The organism is Alteromonas sp. 76-1, from assembly GCF_900654235.1.
In the GTDB taxonomy this organism is placed as follows: domain Bacteria; phylum Pseudomonadota; class Gammaproteobacteria; order Enterobacterales; family Alteromonadaceae; genus Alteromonas; species Alteromonas naphthalenivorans.
The window spans coordinates 3,830,345-3,856,303 of sequence record NZ_LR136958.1 but is presented as its reverse complement, the minus strand read 5'-3'; the positions used below and the strand labels follow the sequence as shown (position 1 = coordinate 3,856,303).

Genomic DNA, 25,959 nt, shown 5'->3' with positions numbered 1-25,959 from the left:
TGTTCTTCTCATTTATTTGGCAGAGAAGGTAATGCCAATGAATGCAATTGAAATATTAACAGCTTGTAGGGAAGCTGGCATCACCGTTACCTTGTTGGAGCAACAACTCAAGCTGAGTTTTAACGAAAAATTGCCAGATAGTGAATTAATTTCAAGGATTAAAGCCCACAAGGACGAAATCATTCAAATAATTCGAAAGAGAACAGATACACATTTAATATCAGATATTAAACCTTTAAATTATTCTAAACCAGTTATAGCGTCTTTAGGCCAAAAGCGTTTGTGGATGCTCTCTGAGATGTCGGGCTCCAATCATTTTTACAATATGATTGGCGCGTTTAAAATAAAAGGGCAACTACAGTTTAGTGTACTTGAACAAGCACTCCAGAAATTGGTTCATAAACATCAAGCACTGAGAACTTTTTTTTATGAAGAGCAAAATACTCTGATTCAATCGGTTGGGCGTGTCTATCAACCGCTCATAGAAAATCGTTTTGTTTCTTCGGATTCGGATATTTCTAGTGCTATTGATTTTGAACAACATGAGTCATTTGATCTGACTAAAGGGCAGCTTTTCAGAGCTCGATTACTGTCAATAAGTGACGATACCACTTATTTGATTCTTAATGTGCACCATATTGCTGCTGACGGCACATCAGTCGATATCTTACTAAGTGATTTAAGTTCGTTTTACAACACCTACCTGAAAATGGCTCTTCAAACGGAATTAACTGGCGTCGTTAAACAAAATAAAGAGGTGAATGACAAGGAGAGCGGCAGACTACAGTATACAGATTTTTCTCGTTGGCAGCAGGCTAATCTATTGCCCTCTAGCAAGTTCAAAGACGACATTACGTTTTACGAAAAACATCTTTCGGGCATCTCTCCGGTCCATAATTTTCCTTTGGATTTTCCTAGAGCAACCAAGCAAAATTTTGATGGTGATAGCATAAGTAATCATGTCGATTCAGCATTACACAGTAAGGTTGATAAGTTAGCCAAGCAGCAAAACGTAACTTTATACACTTTGCTGATTACCGCTTTTTCTGTTTTACTTTACCGCTATAGTCAGCAAAAAACTATTGTCTTAGGTACGCCAACATCAGGTAGATTACACAAAGATTTAGAGCAAGTAGTAGGGTTCTTTGTCAACACTCAAGTATTTCGCTGTGAAGTCGACGGTAGGGCATCATTTGCTGACTTACTGAAAAAAAATGCACATGAAGTCAACACTATGCTCGCCCATCAAAGTGTACCGTTTGAAACACTTGTTGAACGTCTGCAGCCAAGCAGAAGTTTGAGTGTCCATCCGTTATTTCAAATGATGTTCACCTTAATATATAAAAAGCAATCGCTACAGTTTGCCGATTGTGAAATAGAAGACATTGACAGTTCTTCGAAAATTGCAAAATTCGATCTAGATTTGACCGCAGTCGTCGATAAGAAAGGTTTACTTTTCAAGTGGAATTATAACAACTCGTTGTTTTCTAGCAAAACTATTGAGAGGCTCACTAGTAACTATTTGGAATTGCTCAACAGTGTTGTCAATGACTACCATACTGCTGTTGATGATTTAGAAATAATTAGTGAATCGGAGCAAACTTTGTTAGTTGAATATTGGGGAAAGGGGCCCGAATACCACATCGATGTTAGTCATGTGATAACTGCTTTTGAATCATTCGCGCATAAACTCCCAGAGCAACTGGCTGTAGTAGGTAAAAACAGGTCGTACACTTATGCAGAACTTGATAAAAAAGCCAATCAACTTGCAAACTTATTAATTGAAAAAGGTCTCTCCTTCGGTGATAAAGTTGCGATATACCTTGAGCGAAGTATTGAGTGTATTGTCTCAATTTTAGCAATACTAAAAGCAGGTGCAGCTTTTATTGGTATTGATCCTAGCTACCCAAGTCAGAGAGTTTCCGCTGTTTTAAATGATAGCCAGGCAAAATTTTGTATTGCATCAAGTTCTCTAAGCGAAAGTGCTATTTGTAAAGTTATCTTGCTAAAGGAGTTTGAGACATTAAACAAGTATTCACCTTTATCGCCCAATATTGATATAAAAGCGTCGGATATTGCCTATATGATCTATACCTCAGGTTCAACAGGTAATCCTAAAGGTATCAAGGTGACGCATGGAAATTTAGTAAATTTACTAACCACTTTTGCTAACTTAAGTGATACTAAGTCAACTCATTCTGGCAGTTGGTGGACTAGTATTAGCTTTGACGTTTCAATCTATGAAATCTTTTGTCCTTTATACCGCGGTGCAACATTTTTTATTGCAAATGATAGCGTTCGAAACGATGGTGATATTTATTTAGATTGGGTCCAAGAAAATCAAATAAATAATCTTTATTTGCATTTTGGTTACCTCGGCATATTGTTGGAACGGCTTAAGCGAGGGCATGATTTTAATTTTTTAAGGTTTATCTTGGTTGGTGTTGAGCCTATTTCCTATAAATTGCTTCGAGAAATAAAACATTGTTTACCTAATTTGACTATTGTTAACGGATATGGTCCCTCGGAGGCAACAGTCTGTAGTACAGTATTTCCCGTTGAATTAAATCAAAGTCACTATAAAACAACGCCGATTGGTAGGCCTGTAGGCAATACGGTTCATCGAGTCCTAGATGAAAACATGAAATTGGTGCCTGTTGGCGTAGTGGGGGAGTTATATATTGGTGGGGATTGTCTATCAAATGGGTATCACGATAGTGATTTAAATCAGGGGCGATTTATAAAATCGAACATATCGGCTAACCAGAACGAGGTGCTATACCGTACTGGTGACCTTGTGAGGTATCTGCAAGATGGCCAGCTTGAATTTGTCTCACGTAAAGATAATCAAATTAAGCTTAGAGGGTATAGAATCGAACCTGGTGAAGTAGAACATGCCCTGATCGAGAGTCGAGACGTCATTGATTCAAAAGTTGTCGTACAAGTTCAAGAGAAGGTAGAGTATTTGGTTGCATTTGTGGTGCTTTCGCCTTCGTCGCTTAAAAAGAATGAAACAATCACTCAGTGCTCACAATCGTTAAGATTAATGCTGATGTCTCGGCTACCAGAGTATATGGTTCCTTCGTTCATTGTCGCTATAGACGAAATGCCATTAACAACTAACGGTAAAGTGGATATTGCTCGACTTCCTGAACTCAATATCGAAGACTTTAAACAAACATTTGTTAATGCAAGAACAGATCTGGAAGCGACCATTGTTGCTCAATTCCAACAGATTTTAAGTGTGCAAAATGTAGGAATTAAGGATGAATTTTTTAATCTAGGTGGTCATTCGTTACTGGCAACTCGACTGATAAGCGCTTTGAATAGTAAGTTTGAATGCGAATCAGTGCAGCTAACACTTAAAGATCTATTTGAAAATTCAACTCCAGAAAAAATAGCTCTATTAATTGAAAAGCGGGCTCAAAATGAACGCATTATTGAAAAAGAGCGTCAACTTTTATCCCTAAATAAAACGCTAGAAGAGGGAGTTTTATAGTGTCTGTAGCAAACATAATTGATCAAGCTTTACAACAAGATGTTTTGCTTTATCTCAATGACAAGGGTGAATTAGCTTTTAAAGCAGCTAACGGTTTATCTGAACAACTTAAAACGGAAATCATAGCAAACAAAAAACAGATTGTTACACACCTTTCTCTGTTAAAAAGTGCAAGTAAGCCGATATCCGCTCAATTGCCTCCAATAAGAAAAATACCAAGCGAAAATAGAGGGATTTTATCTAGAGCACAACAGAGATTATTATTTTTAGATCAACAAAACGAAGGCTCAGCAGAATATAATATTCAGGGAGTATTTGAAGTTGAGGGTAAGTTTAACAAATCTGCATTTTATTCAACTATTGAGGCGATTATTGGCCGGCACCACATTTTGTCGACAAATTATCAAACAGTTGATGGACAGGTGAAAACTGTACTGAACCTTGAACATAAAACTCCTGTTGTTGAAATGACACGTAGAGACAATAGTTTAAAGTCAATAGAAGAAGAACTTAACTCAATCATTAGCGATGACCGAAATAAGTCGTTTAATTTGTCAGAGGATTGTTTGTTAAGGGTCACACTTTTTCGCGTCTCGTCAACACGCCATTTTGTTATCTTTAATATGCATCATATTGCATCAGACGGCTGGTCTGTAGGGGTAATTAAACAAGAGTTTAATAAGTTGTACTCGGCTTTTGCTTTGGGCAATACACCCTGCCTTCAAACGTTGCCTTATCAATATAGTGACTACGTACATTGGCAAGCAGAGTTGCTAACTAGCCCTCTCTATACACAAGGATTAAAATTTTGGCAAAGCACACTTTCGGGCTTATCGCCCTACACTGACTTCCCAGTTGACAAGAAAAGACCTGAAGTCATGACCCATGGAAGTGTGTGCGCAGAAACGATTATTGACAAAACTATTCTTAATAAAATAGAAGAAATTTGTCAGTCAAATAATGTAACCTTGTATATGTTTCTTGAAACGGCGTTCGCTGTATTGCTTGGACGCTTTTGCGATTCAAACGATATTGTTGTAGGAACACCTGTTTCAGGTCGAGAAAAGTCTGAGCTAGAGCCACTCATAGGCTTGTTTATTAATACGGTTGTTTTGCGGACAGATCTATCTGATAAGTATCAAAATTTCACTGACCTGTTATCTCATAACAAAAATACAATAATTGAAGCCTTCGCCAATCAATTCGTCCCTTTTGAAGATATTGTTGGCACACTAAATCACGAACGAAGGAATAATATAAATCCTATTTTTCAGTCTTGGTTTGTATTACAGAACAACGAAAAAATTGAGTTAGCTTTAGATGATTGTCAAATAAAGCCCTATTCCTCAGACGACTCAATATCCGCAAAATACGATGTGAACCTTTACGCGAGTCAAAATAACAATGGATTACATTTTGATTGGGTGCTAAATGAAGATATTTTTGTAGAATCGACAGCCCAGTTTCTAGCTAAAGAGTTTGAAGCTTTCTTAATTGAATTAGCAGATGATCCTGCAAAGCTTGTTTCTCAATACACTTTGTTCGAAATCACTAATGATAACTATTCTGGTCACGTAGATGTAGACTTGCCCTTCAACGTGATACAGATGCTTGGAAAGCAAGCAGAAAAGCACACAAATAAAACCGCAGTTGTCTTTCAAGATCACTCAATAACCTATGCAGAATTAGATGAGCTAAGTGATGCTTATGCAGCTAAACTGGCATCTCTCGAAGAAGTTCAAAGGGTTGCATTAATTCAGGAAAAAGGAATAGAAATCATCATTGCAATGTGGGCATGTCTTAAAGCTGACAAGATTTACGTGCCTATTGATACGAGCTTTCCAACTCAAAGGATTGTAGATATACTTGAAGATGCGCAAATTCAGTTAATCGTGAATGACCTATCAAATCATTCCAATGCTGAAGTCTACTGCCGAAAACTAGGAGTGGAATCTTTACTGATAGACAAAGATTTACCGCCCAAAGCCTATGATAAATGCTCAAGTAGTACGACAGGTAAAAATTGGAATGCAGGCTACATTCTATATACATCAGGATCGATGGGAAAACCTAAGGGAGTGTTACAAAACATAAATGGGTTGAGTTATCACGCCAAGCAATATGCCGATTTATTAGATTTAAATTCAAATGACAAAATCTTACAGTTAGCTTCATTTAGTTTCGACGCTTCAATACCCGATATGTTTGGGTCTATCATTTCCGGGGCTACTCTATACTTAACTGATATAAAGCATGTGTTACAGAGTCAGATACTTGATGAAATACAAGAAAAGGAAATAAGCGTATATCACTCTACTGCGACAGTATTCAACGCAATATTCGGCGACTTTAAAGGTTACAAAATTGAAAATATCCGTAAAGTTGTTATTGGAGGTGAAGCTGTAAGCGACTCTACCATCTCTTTGTTTGATAGGATTTCACCTGCTAGTGCAGATTTAATTAATCTGTACGGAGCAACTGAATCAACTTTGATTTCTACTCAAAAGGTGTGCCGGCAAGAGAGGGTTGTGAATTTAGGTCAAGCAATTCCTGGAATGCGCATTGAGCTGATAAACAATGAAAAGTCAAAATGTAAAGCCTACGAAGTAGGGGAGTTAGTAATTCAAAGCGCGTTTTTAGCGCAAGGATATTGGAATAAAGACGTATTAACGGAGGAACGATTTAGCAACTGTATAGAAGCAACAACAAAGGGCCCGAACGTTCCATATCTCTCTACATTGTTGCCAATTAGGAAGTATCATACAGGTGACCTTGGGTACGTTTGCTCACAAGGACTATTGCGCTGGGTTGGTAGAAAAGATCAACAAATTAAATTTAATGGTATTAGGATAGAGCCAAGCGAAATAGAAGCTCACGTAAAAAGAATTGAGAAGTTAAAAAGTGCAGCCGCTATTAAGCATTACGATGCCAATTCTGACCAACACTCGTTAGTTGTATTTTTTACTGCTGATCAATCGAATATGAATGTTGAAGGTTGGCGAGATAAATTGAAAAAGTACCTACCAACATTCATGGTGCCAAATCAATTTATTCAGTTAGACGAATTGCCGCAAACAGCTAGTGGTAAAATCAATCGTTTAGTCCTATCGAAAATGGCGATTGTTAAAGAAATAAAATCAACAAACATTGCAGCTCGAAATCCAAATGAACAAAAACTTTCTCAACTGTGGAGTGACATATTTGGGGTATCATGCGTCAGTATTGATGACTCATTTTTTGAACTTGGTGGACATTCAATTGGTGCTATGAATCTATTGGCGAAGGTGAGTAAAGAATTTAATGTAGCTGTTTCACTAAAAGACTTTTTCATTAATCCGTCGATAAGAGCTTTAGCTGAGTTAGTACAGAATGCGCAACCAGCGAAAACCAATGAACTAGATTCACTTTTAACGGTACGTTCAAATGAATGGTATGAATCATTTCCATTAAATAACATTCAGCATGCCTACTGGTTAGGAAGAGCGGGAATCTTCGAATTAGGCGGGGTCTCAACACAATCCTATGTTGAATTTGAAATTCCTGATTTAAATCGGGAATTATTAGAAAAGGCTATAAATCAAACAGTAAAGCGCCATGATATGCTTCGGATGGTACTTAACCGTGATGGTTCGCAGCAAATTTTTGCCGAGACCCCATACTACTCTCTAGCTTATTATTCCTTAGTCGGAAAATCAGAAGAGCATCAAAACGAACACTTTGCTAATGTTCAACGACAAATGTTTGAAAGGATGCAATCACTAGAACAATGGCCCAATTTTGATATCAGGATAACACAGTTTACTAATGAAAAAACGAAGGTCCATTTATGTACTGATGCAATTTATATGGACGCCAGAAGTAAACAAATTTTCCTACAAGATATTGCGAAATTATATCACTCTCCTGAGTCCGCGTTGCCAAATCTGAACGTTTCTTTTAGAGATTATGTGTTAGCAGAAGAGAAGCTTAAAGACACTGCGCTTTTTGAATCATCTAAACAATACTGGTTAGCGCGAATTGATGCGTTACCGTTATCTCCAGAGTTGCCTCTTGCTGGTCAGTTAGGGAAAACTAAATCTCTACAGTTCAAACAACGTGCTATCAACCTTTCAAAAGAGCAGTGGCGGCAATTGCAAAAAATTGCGCAGTTAAATCAAGTAACCATCACCAATGTTTTACTAACATTATATTCAGATGTTTTGGCGCTCTGGTCCAAAAACAAACATTTCACTATTAATGTAACTGCATTTAACAGATTACCGCTACATGAAGATATTGAAAATGTTATTGGTGATTTTACTTCCTCTAGTTTGCTGGAAGTAAATCATAACCATGTTTTTGCCTTTAATGACCGTGTAACGAATATTCAAAATCAACTGCTTCAAGATTTAGAATACCGCTACTTTACAGGAATTGAGGTGCTTCGTGAGAAAAGTGCTCGTGATGGTAAACGAGTAATTATGCCAATAGTTTTTACCAGTTTAATCGGAATGGGCACTGAAAAGCATATTCATGAGAATCCATTTTTTGCACAAATAGCGCAGTCAATGAAAAGTTATAGCCAAACTTCTCAAGTACTGCTGGACTGCCAGATAACTGAGGTTGGTGAAGGTGCAAAGATTAATTGGAATAGTGTCGATGCCTTGTTTCCTGCTAATTTAGTGCAAGAAATGTTTGAACAATTTGAGCGCAGTATTAATCAAATGCTTACTGATGAGTATTTCTGGAGTGACACGAAACGTAGTGTATTGCCGCCACCTCAGGATGAGCGAAGGCGGATGGTTAATAACACCTCTGTAGATAGGCCTACTCAGCTTCTTCATCAACCATTTGAGCAAATGACGGAATTATTTGCACATAAAACAGCGATAGTGAGCGGAAATATCGAAATCACGTATCAGCAACTTGAGTGGATGAGTAATGCTATTGCAGCAAAACTTAAGCAAAATGAATTAGTCGCAGTGGTAATGGAAAAAGGTTGGGAACAGATTGCGGCTGTATTGGGTATTTTAAAGGCTGGCGCGGCGTATTTGCCGATTGATGCAAACTTGCCAGTTCAAAGAATACATTCTTTATTAGAGATCGGTGATGTGCAATCGGTCCTGTGCCAACAACATACAAAAGAATGTGTAGATGAGTTGATTTCAGTACAAAGCATCGAAATAGGTTCTGAGTATTTGGGTGTTGCACCTCACCAACGAGTTAACAGTATTTTGGCAGACACTGATTTAGCCTACGTTATATTTACGTCAGGCTCGACTGGTATACCTAAAGGCGTGATGATCGACCATCGAGGTGCAATTAATACTATTTTTGATATTAACAATCGATTTTCTATTACAGAAAATGACACCGTTTTGGCATTGTCAGCGCTGAACTTTGATTTATCTGTCTATGATATTTTTGGCATTCTTGGGGTTGGTGGTAAAATTGTGCTTCCTCCGGCAGATAAGGTAAATGACGCAGAAGTTTGGAGTGAGCTGGTCAATATTCATAAAGTTACCGTTTGGAATAGCGTACCCGCGTTAATGCAAATGTGGATTGATACGGTTTGTGATCGACAATTAATTATAGAATCTCCTCTACGTACTGTCATGATGAGTGGTGACTGGATCCCCCTTGATTTACCTACTCGAATACAAAAGATGTTTGATGGTGTCAATATTTATAGCCTTGGGGGCGCAACAGAAGCGTCTATTTGGTCAATATATTATCCAATTGAACGAGTCGAAGATAAATGGACTAGTATTCCTTATGGAAAGCCAATGGAAAATCAAACATTTAATGTGCTCAAGTCTGATTTAAGTGAATGCCCTGAACAAGTGGTTGGTGATTTATACATTGGTGGTATAGGTTTAGCAAAAGGTTATTTTAAAGACCCAGAAAAAACTAAAGTGAGTTTTATTAAGCATCCTAACACCGGTGAAATCTTGTACCGAACAGGTGATATGGGGCGATATCTTGCTGATGGGAATATTGAATTTTTAGGCCGAGAAGATGCCCAAGTAAAGGTCAATGGCTATCGTATTGAGTTAGGGGAAATTGAAAGTATTGTTAAGCAACACGAACTGGTGAAGCATGTCGTTGTTAACGCATTTGGCGAAAAGTTCGATAAAAAACTAATCGCTTATTTGGTACTTTCAAACAACAATATTTCTTTCGACAAAGTGAAAGAAGATATTACTCAACTAATTAGTGGAGCATTACCTCATTACATGATACCTGCTGGATTTATTGCGATAGATAACATTCCGCTGACAGCCAATGGAAAAGTTAATCGTGATGAACTGCCAGTACCAGACCTAATGCAAGAACAAGCTGATGATATTGTTTATTCTGAAAATGAGACTGAGCGAAAATTGTGCGCTATTTGGTCAGAAACATTGGGATTGGAAGTTCAAAATGTAGAAAGCGACTTTTTCTTGCTAGGCGGTGATTCGCTGCAAGCAGCCAAAATTATTAGTGCGATTCGCAATGAGTTTGATTTAGACAGTGACAAATTTCAGATAACAACTTTTTTTGAAAAACCAACGATTAAGGCAATTGCAGAAAATATCATTGCATATAAAAGAATAGAAAAACTCAATGATGGCTTGCTAAATCTAACGGAAGCTGATGAAGAAATTGAAGAAGGAATGATTTAATGGATGTAGCTGAGATCATTAAAAAGGCTAAAATGGCCGGTGTTTCTTTGTATCTAAAAGACGGGGGGCTAGCATTTAAAGCTAGAAAGGCGGGTTTCACCGACGAGTTAAGAAGCCTTGTGAAGTCATATAAAACAGATATTAAACAGTACTTATTAGCAAAAGAAACGGCTCGCTCATCATCTACTATTAAAAAGCATGACTTACTTAAAGCGCCATTATCATTTGCACAAAAAAGACTGTGGATCATTGATAAATTTGAAGGCAACAGCAGTCATTATAATTTACCTTTTATGGCCAAGTTGATTGGAAATTGTCAAATAGATTATTTGGAGGAGTCATTTAAACAGTTAGTATTGCGCCATCAAGTACTAAGAACAAACTTTGTAGAAGAAGGTGGCCAGGTTTTTCAAATCGTTAAAGAGCAGTTTCAAACACCTTTTGAAGTCTTTGATTTTTCGTCAATGAGTAAAGAAGAGCAGCAGTTTGCAATAGAAGAGTTAGCTAAGCGAGAGTTTGGGCGAGCTTTTGATTTAACAAAAGACCTACTTATTAGAGCCCAACTTATAAAGTTGACTGATACTGAGTTTCAATTGTTGGTAAATTTGCATCATATCGCTTCTGATGGTTGGTCAATTGGCATATTGATCCGTGATATTGCTCAAAATTATTCTGATTTATTAGTAGACTCTGGATTTTCACTTGAACCATTACCGATTCAATATAGTGATTATTCAATTTGGCAGCAAGAATGGTTTAAAGGAGATGGGATAAAAAAACAACTCGCTTTTTGGGTTGATAACTTAATGAATATCCCTACAACTCACAACTTGCCATTAGACAAAGTTCGTGCTCCAAAACTAAGCTATAAAGGCAAAACATTCATTCATCTTGTCGATAGGGAAAAACTCAATCAACTTAAAGTGTTTGGTTATCGTAACGGTGCAACTTTATACATGGTGTTGCAAGCTGCTTTTGCTAGCTTTATAAGTCGATATTCTCAATGTCATGACGTAGTTATTGGTACCCCTGTTGCCAATAGAGAAAATGCAGAGTTGACAGATCTCATCGGCTTTTTTATTAATATGTTGGTACTAAGATTTGATGTGCAGTCAGACATGACATTTAGTGAATTAGTACGACAAGCTAAATCTCAAATATTGTCAGCTTTCTCAAATCAACAAGTTTCTTTTGAACAGTTGGTTGATAGTTTGCAACCAGAGCGAAGCTTAAGTCACTCCCCCTTATTTCAGGTCGCTCTAGTTTTACAAAATAATCAAACTGGTGAACTTTCCCTCCCTGAACTAAAAATTGAAGCAATGGACTTTGAGTCGAATACGGCTAAATATGACATCACCTTGTTTGTTAAAGAGCGAAATGATGGCCTATGTTTTGGCTGGGAATACGCGACAGATTTATTTGAAGCGTCAACGATAGAATCAATGGCAAATAATTTTGTACATTGGTTAGATAATTTGATCACCAGCCCCGATTCTAAGTTATGCGAGCTGAATGTAATTAATCCCAAAGAGATGCTTAAGCATCAGCAACGAAATAGAACTGAGAATAGCCATACAACTAATTTATGTTTACAGGATCAACTTGCGTTAAATGTAGAAGAGTTTGGCGACAAATTTGCCATTATTGCTGCCAATAAAAAAATGACTTATCGGGAATTGGAAGAGCAATCTAACCAACTCGCGAGATATTTAATCGAGCAAGGCTTAAAGCCTGGCGATGCAGTCGGTATAGTTATGCCATCTTCGATAGATTTGGTCGTAACAATCTTTGCCGTACTCAAATCAGGCGCTTATTATGTCCCATTTGAAATACAAAACGGCAACGTCGTAAATAGCTTTCATGCTGACAAAAACATCGAACTGATTATTACGCAAACTGACTTAGCAGCTGATATCACTGCACCCAAAAAGAAAGTGATCTGTTTCGACGAATCATCGGTCAAAGCAGAGGTAAATAGCAAGGAGAGTAATCGAGTTGATATTTCTCACATGTTGTGTAAACCAAATTCAATTGCTTGTCAGATATTGCCTGAGCAGCGAGTTGTACCTATAAGGCACGTTAGTATTCGGCATGATAGTTTAGAAAATTTATTTTCATCATTAAAGTGTCAGCAAATATTATCTAGTGAAGAAGTTTTACTCAGCCATGTTTCTATCAATAGCAGTTCGCACTTTGTAGATATTTATTTGACTCTGCTTTCTGGCGCGACGTTGGTTTTAGCGTCTGAAATTTGTATGGAAGATCCCAAATGTTTAGTTGAACAAATTGAGCAGTATAATGTTACAACTTTACATGGTAATCACAGTTTCTGGTCTTCAATTTTAAATGAATTAGACGCTCAAAAATTGTTACCAATTCACGCAATATACTCTGACAATGATTGGCAACCTGCACTGATTAACCGCATATTCAAAAATGTTAGCCGTTGCTCACATTTGTATGGGTTTCTTGAAACGACCCTTTGCTCTATAGCTACGAAAATATCTGACTGCAATACGTTGTGTATGTCGGGTGAACCTATTTCAAATACGCAGTTATTTATTGTCGACCAAAATAGCAATGAGGTACCCGATGGCGTTTGGGGGGAATTAACAATAAGTGGCGTAGGAGTTAATATAGATCACATTGAGAATAAAGATCTGCTGTCGTTGGAGTCGGTCTTCAAAACGGGCCAGAGAGTACGGAGAAAAGCTAATGGTTCCATCGAATTTGGCGCTAGCTTCGAACGATTAATACACTCTAGGGGATACATAATATCTCCACTGACAATTGAATCTGAATTGTTGAAAGTAACAGATATTGATCGTTGTGCTGTTAAATCACAGTTATTTGATATTGGAAAAGGTGATAATGAATATATTGTCGCATATGTAGAGCCATCTTTGTTTCCTGAAGATGATAATCCAGACAAGGTGGAAGCGGCAAAGCTGATGTTGACATCAAGTTATCTGGAAACGCTCGCATTGGTTTTACCTGACTATATGATGCCAAAGGCGGTGGTCATAATTGAATCGCTCCCCAAGCTTGCTAACGGCAAAGTTAATTATAGCGCTTTACCAGTGCCAAATGATCGTGAAGTGAAGAAAAAATGTCATGTCGCCCCCAAACGAAAATTAGAAAGAGACATTTCTGAAATATGGAGTGAAGTTCTTTCTATTGAATCACCGGGTATCAACGACAATTTCTTCGAGGTAGGTGGCACTTCGATTCATTGCATTATGGTCCAACAAGAGATTAATAGTCGAACTGATTACGATGTAACCATTACCGATCTATTTGCCTATCCAACTATTTTAGATTTGTGTAATCATTTATTAGCATCGGAAAATGCTCAACGAGATTTTGAAAGTAGTCGCCGAATTAGAAAGGTCGGTAGCCAATCAACAGACATTGCTATTGTTGCGAGTGCTGGTCGTTTTCCTGACGCAAATAAAATTGATGAATTTTGGAAAAATATTGCGCAAGCCAAGGAATCTATTCAATCTTTTGACGATGAATCTTTGCGCAAAACGGGCTTGAGTGATGCACTAATAGATAATCCTGACTATGTGAAAAAAGGCATTGTTTTGGATGATATCGAGCTGTTTGATGCAGGTTTTTTTGGTTTTACACCTCGAGAAGTGGAAGTGATGGACCCACAACAGCGTCTACTATTTGAATGTGCAGTGGAAGCGCTCGAGCAATCTGGATATGGAAACGAGGAGACTAGAGAGGTAGGGGTATTTGTGGGTGTTGGTGAAAGTACGTATCTATTGAAAAACCTTTTGCCTAATCAATCTGTGATGGACTCAATGGCAAGAGCTGTTTTATATGGCAATAGAAATGATTTTTCAGCAACTCGCCTATCCTACAAGTTAAATTTAACAGGGCCTTCAATTAACGTCGGAACGGCTTGTTCAACTTCGTTAGTTGCTGTTCATCAAGCCTGTGTTAGCTTGCTCAGTTATGAATCTAAAATGGCTTTGGCTGGTGGCGCAAGTGTCTCTCAGCTGTCACCAACAGGGTATTTGTATCAAGAAGGTGGTGTCGCTTCCAAAGACGGTCATTGTCGTGCATTTGATAAAGATTCATCTGGTACTCGCGGTGGGAGTGGCGTCGGTGTCGTTTTATTAAAGCGTTTAGATGATGCGATTGACGATGGAGATACTATTCATGCGGTGATAAAAGGCTCTGCTGTTAATAACGATGGCTCAGGTAAGGTAGGATATACAGCGCCAAGCGTCTTCGGTCAAGCGAGCGTCATTCGAGATGCATTGGATGTGGCATCAGTCGATGCTGCATCGATTCAATATATTGAGACGCATGGTACAGGTACTAAACTTGGGGACCCAATAGAGATAAAAGCATTGAATAAAGTGTTTGGTGCGAATGCTTCTGGTAGTTGTGCGATTACGTCATTAAAGCCCAATATTGGTCACTTAGATGCGGCAGCTGGCGTAGCAGGATTAATAAAAACGGTTGAAGCGTTAAAACACCAGCAATTGCCCCCCAGCATCAATTTCAAGCAGGCGAATCCAGAGATAGATTTTGAGAACAGTCCGTTTTATGTAAACACAGAATTAAAAGCGTGGCCGCGCGATGGAGAGACACCACGCAGAGCCGGAGTGAGTTCATTTGGTATAGGTGGCACTAATGCGCATGTAGTGCTGGAAGAGGCCCCGTTGCTAAGGCATGAAGAGTCGGTAGATGACAAAGCTCAATTGCTGATTTTGTCTGCGAAAACGGAGACAGCCCTGACGCAGATGCAAGAGAACTTAAGCCGCCACTTATCCGCGAATACGCATCAAGCGCTATCGGATGTCAGCTTTACGTTGCAAGTGGGTCGCAGTGATTATGAGTACCGAGGTTATGCGGTATGTCATAGTCAGACAGGTGCAATAGAGCAGTTATCTCAGCCTCAGGGCCTTAAAAGAGGTGTTTGTGAGTCAGGTCATCAGCCAGCGCAGGTATGGATGTTCAGTGGTCAAGGTACCCAATATATAGGGATGAGCGCGGGGCTTTACGAACAGGAGCCAGTGTTCAAACAACAGCTGGACGAATGCGCGGACTTGCTGAAAGCCCATATAGGAATGCCACAGATAGAATCAGATATTCGGGTAGCGCTTTTTGCGGCGGAAAGTGAAGCAAGCTCAGCGTTACTAGCGCAAACACGACTGACACAACCGATTTTGTTTGCGGTTGAATATAGCTTAGCGAAGTTATTGTTGTCATGGGGGCTGCGCCCGGAGGTGATGATAGGTCACAGTCTGGGTGAATATGTTGCGGCTTGTTTAGCGGGGGTAATGAGCTTACCTGACGCCCTGAAACTAGTGAGCGCGCGAGGTCGCTTAATGCAAGCGATGGCGCCAGGTTCGATGTTGTCGGTGGGGTTAGATGAAGCCGGTTTAGCAACGTACCTGGAAGGAACGGACCTAAGTATTGCAGCGTTAAATGGTCGGAAAAGCAGCGTAGTATCAGGTCCGTCGGCGTCAATAGAGGCGTTAGAAATAACGTTGTCAGCAGACGATGTAATGAGCAAACGGTTACCGACATCTCATGCTTTCCATTCTTCGATGATGGAAGGGATGCTAGGAGATTTTGAGGCGGAATTATCGAGCGTTGAATTACGTGCCCCGGAGCAGCGCTACGTGAGTAATGTGACAGGTAAACTAGCGGGCAAAGAGGTGACAGCTGCGAGTTACTGGCTGAAGCATGTAAGAGAAGCGGTGAGGTTTTCAGAGGGTATAGAGTACATTCATCAGGAAGAAGGTTTATCAGCGGGTGCAGTCTGGCTGGAAGTGGGGCCGGGAATGGTATTGGGTTCGCTGGTGAGACAACATGGTTTAGCGGGCAATCACACGCTGGTACACAGCATGCGGCATAGTCAGCAAGCGTTAGCAGATAGAGAAGTGTTACTGGGAATGCTAGGTGAATGCTGGCTACGCGGTGTAACGATAGACTGGCAGCAAGTGCGAGGTAAAGTACGCCGGGTACCGTTGCCCACTTATCCATTTGAGCGAGAGCGTTATTGGATAGATATTAATAAGAATAATATTTACGGCCAACAAGTTAGCCATCAAAAACAGGGCGAAGTTGCTGATTGGTTCTATGTTCCCTCATGGCAGGAAATGTTACCACTTCGTGGGTTTGAGAAATTTTCATCTGAAGATGCAAAAGCTCGTTCAATTTTGCTCATTGTTAGAAATGTGACTGAACTTACACAAGCTGTAGTAGAGCAAGCAGCCAGGCTAGAAAAAGAATGTATTGTTATTCACGATAGCCATCATTATGAAAAGGCGTCAGAATTTCAATATCACATAGAACTCTCAAATCCAGAGCATTATAAACGTCTACTCAAAGACATTGGTCCTACATCAGTAGGACAAATATTACATCTAGCAAGTGTGTACGAAGACATAGAAACAACAGATGCGGAAACACGGTTTAACCAAAAGCAACGCTATGGTTATTACAGTGCGCTTTATCTAGCTCAAGCGCTTTCTGGTAATATTGAGATAGAAGATGTTCAAATTAATGTTATTACAGAAAATTGCTTTTCAGTAACCGGTGAAGAACAGCTTAATGTCGAAAGTTCGACTTTAACTGGGCTTTGCAAAGTACTGAATCAAGAAATACCTAATTTAAAATGTCATCATATAGACATAACATCTCACTCTAATCATCAAGCTTTAGCTAAACAGTTAATGTCAGAAGTTAGCGTGAAGCAAAGGGTGCCAATCATTGCTTTTCGTGGACAAAAGAGATGGGCACTTAACTATACGCGGTTTAATCCTAGTCTTGCTAAACCTGCGCATTCATTTAAAAAGCAAGGGCATTATGTTATTTGCGGTGGCCTGGGGAATATAGCACTTACTTTGAGTGAATTTTTGGCAAAGCGCTTTCAGCCGAAATTAACCTTAATCACTCGGTCAACATTCCCCGAAAAAACAGAATGGGCGTCATGGCTAAAAAATAAGGCTAAAGATGATCCAACAACGTTAAAAATAGAACAATTAACAAAATTAGAACAATTGGGCATTGAGTTTTCAATCATATGTGCAGATGTGAGTGATGAAACGTCTATGCAAGAAGCTTTCTTGTATGCAGAAAGACAATTTGGCGAGATCAATGGTATTGTCTATGCCGCAGGTAAAGTTTCAGGCGCGATGTTGCCACTAGAACAAACAAACGAAGAAAGTTGTGAAAGGCAATTTAAATCGAAGGTGAATGGGCTGCTAATCCTTGAGCGACTTCTAGAATGTCGGCAACCAGATTTTTGTGTAGTTATGTCGTCACTTTCATCGATTTTAGGTGGCCTTGGTTTTGCTGCTTACGCATCAGCCAATAGTTTTGTAGATGGATTTGTCCATTTCCAACATCAAAAAGGAAATCAGCACTGGTTATCAATTAACTGGGATGGCTGGGGTTTTAATCAGCTTTCGAATCCATTATTTAAAAACATTAATCAATATAGTTTAACGCCAGATGAAGGTGTTAGCGCATTTGATTTTGCTATGTCAAACGGGGTCGTACCACAGTTAATCAACTCTACCGGACCTTTGTCTGAACGATTGAATCACTGGGAAAAAGATCATGGCGTAACTGAAAAGCCGGCAACGCTGCATAAGCGACCGGATATACAAACGGCATTTCAGTGTGCTAATACAAAAACAGAGAAAAAACTTGTATCGATATGGCAGCAGGTGTTAGGCATTGAGCAAATTGGTATCCAAGACAATTTTTTTGAGTTAGGTGGAGATTCAGTATCACTTACTCAAGTTCACAAGCTAGTTAAAAAGTATTTCGAATCAGATATCGCAATCGCTGCTCTGTTTCAGTATTTAACAATAGGTGAACTCTCGGGCTTTTTAGATAAACAATCTCAAGTGCCTGAAGGTGAGTCTATTGTAGATAAGCGAAAAAATAGAAAAAAGTCGAGCAATCGTAGTAGAAGTCAGTCGTTTAGATCCGGAAGAGAGAAGGTTACGTCATGAGCGAACAAACAGATAATAATTTAATCGCTATTGTCGGTATGTCCTGCCGCTTTCCAAGTGCAAATAACTCGGAGCAGTTTTGGTCAAATATATCGCAAGGAAATAGCTCTATTAGTAAGTTATCTAATGAGGCTATAGTCAACTCTGGGTTATCTAAATCAGTTTATGAATCAGAGGATTTCGTTAATAGTGTCAGTGCGCTCGATGATATCGAGTGGTTTGATGCAAAATTTTTTGGCATTTCTGGAAAAGAAGCCACCTACATGGATCCGCAAAGAAGGTTTTTGCTAACTTGTGCTCATGAGGCGTTAGAAAGTGCAGGTTACGCTGTAAGTAAGCTGTCATCTGATATAGTTGGGATGTATGCAGGAATTTCTACTAGTACCTATCCCTTTGGAAATTTGTCTTCGCAAATGAAGCATTTCAACGGCAATGACGAATCATTAGAATCACTTGTAGATTTGCCAACCGTTTTAGCTAACCAAAAAGACTTCATAAGTACTTATGTTTCTTACAAACTCAATTTGTCTGGTCCGAGTCTAAATATTAATACGGCATGCTCAACATCGCTTGTTTCTGTTCATCAAGCTTGCCAATCATTACTTTCGTATGAGTGTGATATAGCCTTGGCAGGAGCCGCGACCGTGAGGGCTTTGAGAACGGGGTATCTTTACAAAGAAGGCAGCATATTATCTGGAGATGGACAAGTTTATGCATTCGACTCGCGAGCTAATGGTACTGTTTTTGGTGACGGAGTTGCTGTCGTTGCGTTGAAACGATTCGAAGAAGCTGTCGAAAACGGGGATACAATTCATGCCGTAATTAGAAGTAGCGCCATTAATAATGATGGCGGCAATAAAATGAGTTTTGCAGCACCAAGCGTAACAGGGCAAATGGATGTTATTGCAGAAGCACTTGTTAATGCTGACATTAATCCTGAAGATATATCTTATATTGAAACCCACGGTACTGGAACGTTATTAGGCGATCCAATTGAAGTTAATGCTTTGTCACAGGTTTACCGGTCTTATACAGAGCGAAAGCAGTTTTGTGCGATTACGTCATTAAAGCCCAATATTGGTCACTTAGATGCGGCAGCTGGCGTAGCAGGATTAATAAAAACGGTTGAAGCGTTAAAACACCAGCAATTGCCCCCCAGCATCAATTTCAAGCAGGCGAATCCAGAGATAGATTTTGAGAACAGTCCGTTTTATGTAAACACAGAATTAAAAGCGTGGCCGCGCGATGGAGAGACACCACGCAGAGCCGGAGTGAGTTCATTTGGTATAGGTGGCACTAATGCGCATGTAGTGCTGGAAGAGGCCCCGTTGCTAAGGCATGAAGAGTCGGTAGATGACAAAGCTCAATTGCTGATTTTGTCTGCGAAAACGGAGACAGCCCTGACGCAGATGCAAGAGAACTTAAGCCGCCACTTATCCGCGAATACGCATCAAGCGCTATCGGATGTCAGCTTTACGTTGCAAGTGGGTCGCAGTGATTATGAGTACCGAGGTTATGCGGTATGTCATAGTCAGACAGGTGCAATAGAGCAGTTATCTCAGCCTCAGGGCCTTAAAAGAGGTGTTTGTGAGTCAGGTCATCAGCCAGCGCAGGTATGGATGTTCAGTGGTCAAGGTACCCAATATATAGGGATGAGCGCGGGGCTTTACGAACAGGAGCCAGTGTTCAAACAACAGCTGGACGAATGCGCGGACTTGCTGAAAGCCCATATAGGAATGCCACAGATAGAATCAGATATTCGGGTAGCGCTTTTTGCGGCGGAAAGTGAAGCAAGCTCAGCGTTACTAGCGCAAACACGACTGACACAACCGATTTTGTTTGCGGTTGAATATAGCTTAGCGAAGTTATTGTTGTCATGGGGGCTGCGCCCGGAGGTGATGATAGGTCACAGTCTGGGTGAATATGTTGCGGCTTGTTTAGCGGGGGTAATGAGCTTACCTGACGCCCTGAAACTAGTGAGCGCGCGAGGTCGCTTAATGCAAGCGATGGCGCCAGGTTCGATGTTGTCGGTGGGGTTAGATGAAGCCGGTTTAGCAACGTACCTGGAAGGAACGGACCTAAGTATTGCAGCGTTAAATGGTCGGAAAAGCAGCGTAGTATCAGGTCCGTCGGCGTCAATAGAGGCGTTAGAAATAACGTTGTCAGCAGACGATGTAATGAGCAAACGGTTACCGACATCTCATGCTTTCCATTCTTCGATGATGGAAGGGATGCTAGGAGATTTTGAGGCGGAATTATCGAGCGTTGAATTACGTGCCCCGGAGCAGCGCTACGTGAGTAATGTGACAGGTAAACTAGCGGGCAAAGAGGTGACAGCTGCGAGTTACTGGCTGAAGCATGTAAGAGAAGCGGTGAGGTTTTCAGAGGGTATAGAGTACATTCATCAGGAAGAAGGTTTATCAGCGGGTGCAGTCTGGCTGGAAGTGGGGCCGGGAATGGTATTGGGTTCGCTGGTGAGACAACATGGTTTAGCGGGCAATCACACGCTGGTACACAGCATGCGGCATAGTCAGCAAGCGTTAGCAGATAGAGAAGTGTTACTGGGAATGCTAGGTGAATGCTGGCTACGCGGTGTAACGATAGACTGGCAGCAAGTGCGAGGTAAAGCACGCCGGGTACCGTTGCCCACTTATCCATTTGAGCGAGAGCGTTATTGGGTAGACGCAATAGCGACTGATGAATCGAATGATCATCTATATTCACAAAATAAGACTCCAAAAAATAACGAATATCTGGTAAAAAATGAAAACATTGCACAATGGTTCTATAGTCCAGGTTGGAAATCTAAGTTTTTACCCAAAAGACATTTAATTAAGCGTAAATTGTCGACCATTAGTACGGTTATTTTTGTTGATGATGAGTTCTTTGCCCAACAATTAACAGAGAGCCTTTGTTTAAGTGATGAATCCGTGATCTGGGTCCGAGTTGGAGAATCATTTAAGCGTGTTGAAAGTGATAAATACTGTTGTTATCAAATTAACCCATCTAAAGTTGAGGATTATCAACTTTTATTTGATGAACTTAAAGAACAGCAGTTTTTACCTGAACAACTTATCCATTGTTGGAATGTAGGAAAATGTAAAGAGAAGTATGACAAGCTATCTAATTCTCAACTAGATTTTAATTTGTATAGCTTCTTATATCTCTGTCAGAATCTAAATGAAATTTCTCAAATTCACCCGCTAGCTATAACAATACTGTCAAATCAATTACAAAATGTAACCGGTACTGAGGAAATTGATATTAATAAATCCCCTATTAAAGGGGCGGTTCGCGTAATCAATCAGGAATATGAAAGAATTAGTTGTCGTTCTATTGATATTGATTGGACGGGAGAAAATTCAGACACGATAAATTGTGTCGAGCAAATAGCCGCAGAGATATTTAGCAATAGTAGCGATGTTGAAATTGCAATAAGGCACTCTCAATGTTGGATTCCCGATTATTCAATGGTAGAACTTGAGTTTGGAGAGACAGAAACATTTATAGATAGACCAGGAGTATTTTTAATTACTGGGGGACTTGGAGGCATGGGATTAACTTTAGCTGAATCGCTAGCTGAAGTTTCAGGATCTACCATCGTGCTTATGAGTCGCTCTACCTTTCCCTTAAAGGAAGACTGGGATAGCTGGCTGATTGCAAATGGGGAAGAGAATCCAATTGCTGAGAAAATTGCATATCTTCAGTCACTAGAAAATCAAGGTGTAACAGTTGACTTTGCGCAAGCCGATGTTTCAAACAAACATCAGTTAAAAACGGTTATTGAAAGTATTCAAACTCGATACGGTGTAATTAATGGTGTAATCCATGCTGCTGGAATTCCAGGGCAGGGAGTTATGCAGTTTAAAACAAGGTCTGATATAGAATCGGTAGTCGCTCCTAAGATAGATGGAACGTTAAACTTACATGAGCTAATCAAGAATGAAGATCTTAGGTTCTTTATAATGTGTTCCTCAATGAATGCAATTGTCGGTGGGGTTGGACAGTTTGATTATGCAGCAGCAAATGCTTTTGAAGATGCTTTTGCATTGTCTATGAATAATAACCGCAAAAATTCAACACACTTTCTTAGTATTAATTGGGATGCTTGGTCAGATGTTGGTATGGCCGTCAACACTGCAGTTGCAGATCATTTGATCGAACAAAAACAGCAAGTTCTGGCTAGTGGTATTTCTTCTGAAGAAGGCAAAGAAGTATTCAAAAGAGCCTTAGCGAATTCTTCCAGTCAGTGGTTAGTCACGACTAAGTGCCTAAAGAAAATGTTGTCTGTATCTTTTGTTACAACAGAAGCTAATAATCTACCATCTGAGAAAATAAGTGCAGTTATTAATGGTCAACAAAGGCCAGTACTCAATGTTGAATATGAATCAGCGTCTAATGATTTACAAAGACAATTAGTCTCATTGTGGCAATCGTTACTATGTATTGAAGGTATTGGAGTCAACGATAACTTTTTTGATTTAGGAGGCGATTCTATTCTCATTTCGAGGTTGTTGTCGATGATGAAAGGCGAAATAGATTTATCCAATTCAGGTGTGACATTAAAGACATTGTTCGAATACCCAACAATCTCAGGAATTGCTCAGTATATTGAAGACAATCAAAATGACCAGACGTTAGCAACGCTGGTATCAGAGTTACGTGCGACAGAATCTGTTGTTGAAGAGGGAGAAATTTGATGTCAATGCAGTCGCTCGTTCAAGAGGCAATTGATGAAGGTGTAATTCTATATCTAGAGGATGGTAAGTTAAAATTTGAAGCCACAAGAGCTAAGTTATCTGAATCATTAAAAAATAAGCTGAAGGAAAACAAACAAGAAATCATTGCTTATTTACAAAAGCTTGAACATAGAAAGCAAGTCTCACAACTACCGCCTTTGGAAAAGCGCAAAGACACTGACGCACCTGCACCAATGTCTTATGCCCAACGAAGATTGTGGTTCATCGATCAGCTAGGAGAAGGAAGCAGCCAGTATAATATGTCTGCCGCTTATCGATTAACAGGTAGATTGAATAAAACTGCCTTAGTGGAAGCGTTTTCAACAATACTGGATAGACATCAAATATTACGTAGCAGTTTTGTTGAACAAAATGATCAAATATGGGTATTAGATCGAGAAAAAGTTGAGCTGCCGTTTCAGGAAGTTGACCTATCAACAGTGGATGAATCACAGCAAAAAAAGAGGATAGAACAATTATTAGCGTCAGATATCGCTAACCCATTTAACCTTAAGACAGATGTCTTAATGCGCATACATTTAATTACACTGTCCGAAACAGAATTCGTTGTAATGCTGAATATGCATCACATAGTATCTGACGGTTGGTCAATGGGAGTGTTAATTTCAGAGTTTGGAACAATATATAACTCACTTTGTGAAAGTAAACCAATAACACTAACACCATTACCGCTTCAATATTCTGACTATGCCCAATGGCAAAGTAGTTGGTTTAAAAGTGAAAGTATGTCATCGCAACTGAGTTTTTGGCATCAATATTTAGCTGAACTGCCACCCGTGCATTCTTTGCCTTTGGACCGTCCGAGAGCAACACAACAAGATTTTACTGGTAAAATATTTTTCCAGGAGTTTGATAGCAAGTTGACGGAGCATATTAAGTTATTTTGCAAGAAACATGACGTAACAATGTTTATGTTTATGCAAACAGTTTACGCGATTGTGCTTAGTTATTTTAGTGACGAACTCGATATTGTTATGGGCACACCTGTTGCGGGGAGACCAGATACGAAGCTAGAGTCCTTGATTGGTGTCTTCGCTAATACGTTGGTGTTAAGAACGCAAATAGTACGAAAACATTCTTTTTTATCTTTGCTTAAACAAAATAAAAAGGACATTGTTGAGGCGTTTAATCATCAAGAAATCCCATTTGAGTTATTAGTAGAGAAACTAAAACCTAAAAGAAGTCTAAGTTATAGCCCCGTTTTTCAAGTGTTATTTACTTTAGATAACCAAAGTCAAAATGATATTCGATTGAGTGACTTGAGTTTAGCCCCTATTTTTTCTGATTCACCAGCTACTAAATTTGACTTGGAGCTCTATATTGGTGAGGTGGATAGCCGTTTACTCGTTAATTGGACATACAGCACGGCATTATTTGAACGGGCGACTATTGCTAATTTTGCAAAGACTTTTCGACAAATTATTGATGGAGTTTTGTGTAATTGTGAATGCCCTCTAGAGCATCTAAAACTCGTTTCAGATAAAGAACTCAACACGCTTAAATCAAGAAATAATCGCGTTTCAGAAACAGGCACAAAACCAGACTTGATGTCGATGTGCCCATATCAATTATTTGAACAGCAGGTAGACAATCAACCACGAGATATAGCAATTAGCTGTGGTGAACAAAGTATTACCTTTGCCAAGCTAAACGCAAGTGCAAATCAACTGGCTCGCTATTTAATCGCTCAAGGTGTCCAAAATCAAGATGTTGTTGGGCTTTGTTTAGGGAGAAGTATTGACTTGGTTGTAGCCTTGCTTGCAATTCACAAGGCTGGAGCAGCTTACCTTCCTCTAGATCCTGCTTACCCATCAGAAAGATTAGATTATATGCTTTTAGATGCACAATCTAAACTTGTCATCACCGAGCGTAAAATTAGTAACCATGTATTTACTATTGATACTCTATTTATTGACGAACGAGAGAGGTATGCCGAATTTTCTCAGAAAAATTTAACTGAAAAAGAGGTCAAGATCTGTAGCGATTATTTATCTCACATAATTTACACGTCAGGTTCTACAGGAAAGCCCAAAGGGGTATGCATAGAGCACAAATCAGTCGCGGCGTTAGTAAATTGGTGTCAAAACACATTTACTCAGGAAGAAACCAAAAGTGTTTTATTTTCTACCTCGATTTGTTTTGATTTGTCTGTTTTTGAAATTTGGAGTGCATTAGCAAGTGGCGGTAAAGTGCTGCTCGTCGAAAATATTTTGGCATTGGTTGATAATTCAAAGTTAGAACCGACGCTAATTAACACCGTACCAAGTGCGTTAATAAGTGTTTTAGATAATAATGCAATACCGAAGAGCGTAGTTACTATCAACGTCGCTGGCGAACCGCTGACTCGAGCGCTGGTCAATCGGACAATAACTCAAACATCAGCCAAAAGAGTGAACAATTTGTACGGTCCCTCAGAGGATACAACCTATTCTACACATGCTGAGTTTACAGCCACTATTGAAATTGAACCAACAATAGGTAGGGCGATAAGTGACACTGAACTATATGTGATGGCCTCTTCAAATCAGTTAGCTCCATTAGGGGCTGTAGGAGAGTTATATATTGGTGGTAAAGGGTTGGCCAGAGGGTATTGGAACAATGCATCCATAACTCAAGAAAAGTTTGTACCTAACCCGTTCGGAAGAGAAGGGCGTGTATACAAAACAGGTGATTTGGTTCGCTGGGATGAACTAGGCCAATTAGTATTTATCGGTCGAGTGGATCATCAAGTAAAGATAAACGGCTTTCGAATTGAATTGGGTGAAATCATTAGCGCAATTAATAGTCTACAAGAAGTTAAAGAAAGTGTAGTTGTAGTTGACGATTCGATTGCCAGAGAAAAGAGATTAATCGCTTATGTAGTAGCAAAAAACTCGGACATTGATGCTGATCAGTCATCAAACGAGATTATAGCTTCTTCCATAAGATCCAAACTTGCAGAAACATTACCTAGTTTTATGATTCCTGCAGTGTTCATTTTGTTGCCTAAAATGCCATTAACTCAAAGCGGCAAAATTGACAGACAAGCGCTGCCCTTGCCTGACAAAAGCGTCATTAATCAG

At 39.5% G+C, this 25,959-nt stretch carries 5 protein-coding genes (1 of these 5 running past the window's edge); all 5 read left to right on the top strand.

Annotation, left to right across the window (positions count from 1 at the left end):
- Positions 1-37: 37 nt before the first annotated feature.
- Tightly spaced (each overlapping or abutting the next), the 5 genes in view from ALT761_RS16415 to ALT761_RS16395 form a layout consistent with a single transcriptional unit that may run on beyond the window.
- The gene (locus ALT761_RS16415; RefSeq protein WP_172602909.1) at positions 38-3,499 is read left to right on the top strand and encodes a non-ribosomal peptide synthetase; all 3,462 of its coding nucleotides are present in this window, start codon (positions 38-40) and stop codon (positions 3,497-3,499) included.
- Positions 3,499-10,143, top strand: coding sequence for a non-ribosomal peptide synthetase (locus ALT761_RS16410; RefSeq protein ID WP_129740004.1), 6,645 nt, complete (start codon positions 3,499-3,501; stop codon positions 10,141-10,143). The genes ALT761_RS16415 and ALT761_RS16410 overlap by 1 nt, the downstream gene beginning before the upstream one ends.
- Positions 10,143-18,137 carry a type I polyketide synthase gene (locus tag ALT761_RS16405; protein ID WP_129740003.1) on the top strand — a complete coding sequence of 2,665 codons (7,995 nt, stop codon included), beginning with the start codon at positions 10,143-10,145 and terminating at the stop codon, positions 18,135-18,137. Before ALT761_RS16410 ends, ALT761_RS16405 begins: the two co-directional genes overlap by 1 nt.
- Positions 18,134-22,837, top strand: coding sequence for a type I polyketide synthase (locus ALT761_RS16400; RefSeq protein WP_129740002.1), 4,704 nt, complete (start codon positions 18,134-18,136; stop codon positions 22,835-22,837). The genes ALT761_RS16405 and ALT761_RS16400 overlap by 4 nt, the downstream gene beginning before the upstream one ends.
- Positions 22,837-25,959 carry the beginning of a non-ribosomal peptide synthetase/type I polyketide synthase gene (locus tag ALT761_RS16395; protein ID WP_129740001.1) on the top strand. The gene runs 8,184 nt beyond the window's last position, so only the first 3,123 of its 11,307 coding nucleotides appear in the window; the start codon lies at positions 22,837-22,839; its stop codon lies beyond the right edge, outside the window. The genes ALT761_RS16400 and ALT761_RS16395 overlap by 1 nt, the downstream gene beginning before the upstream one ends.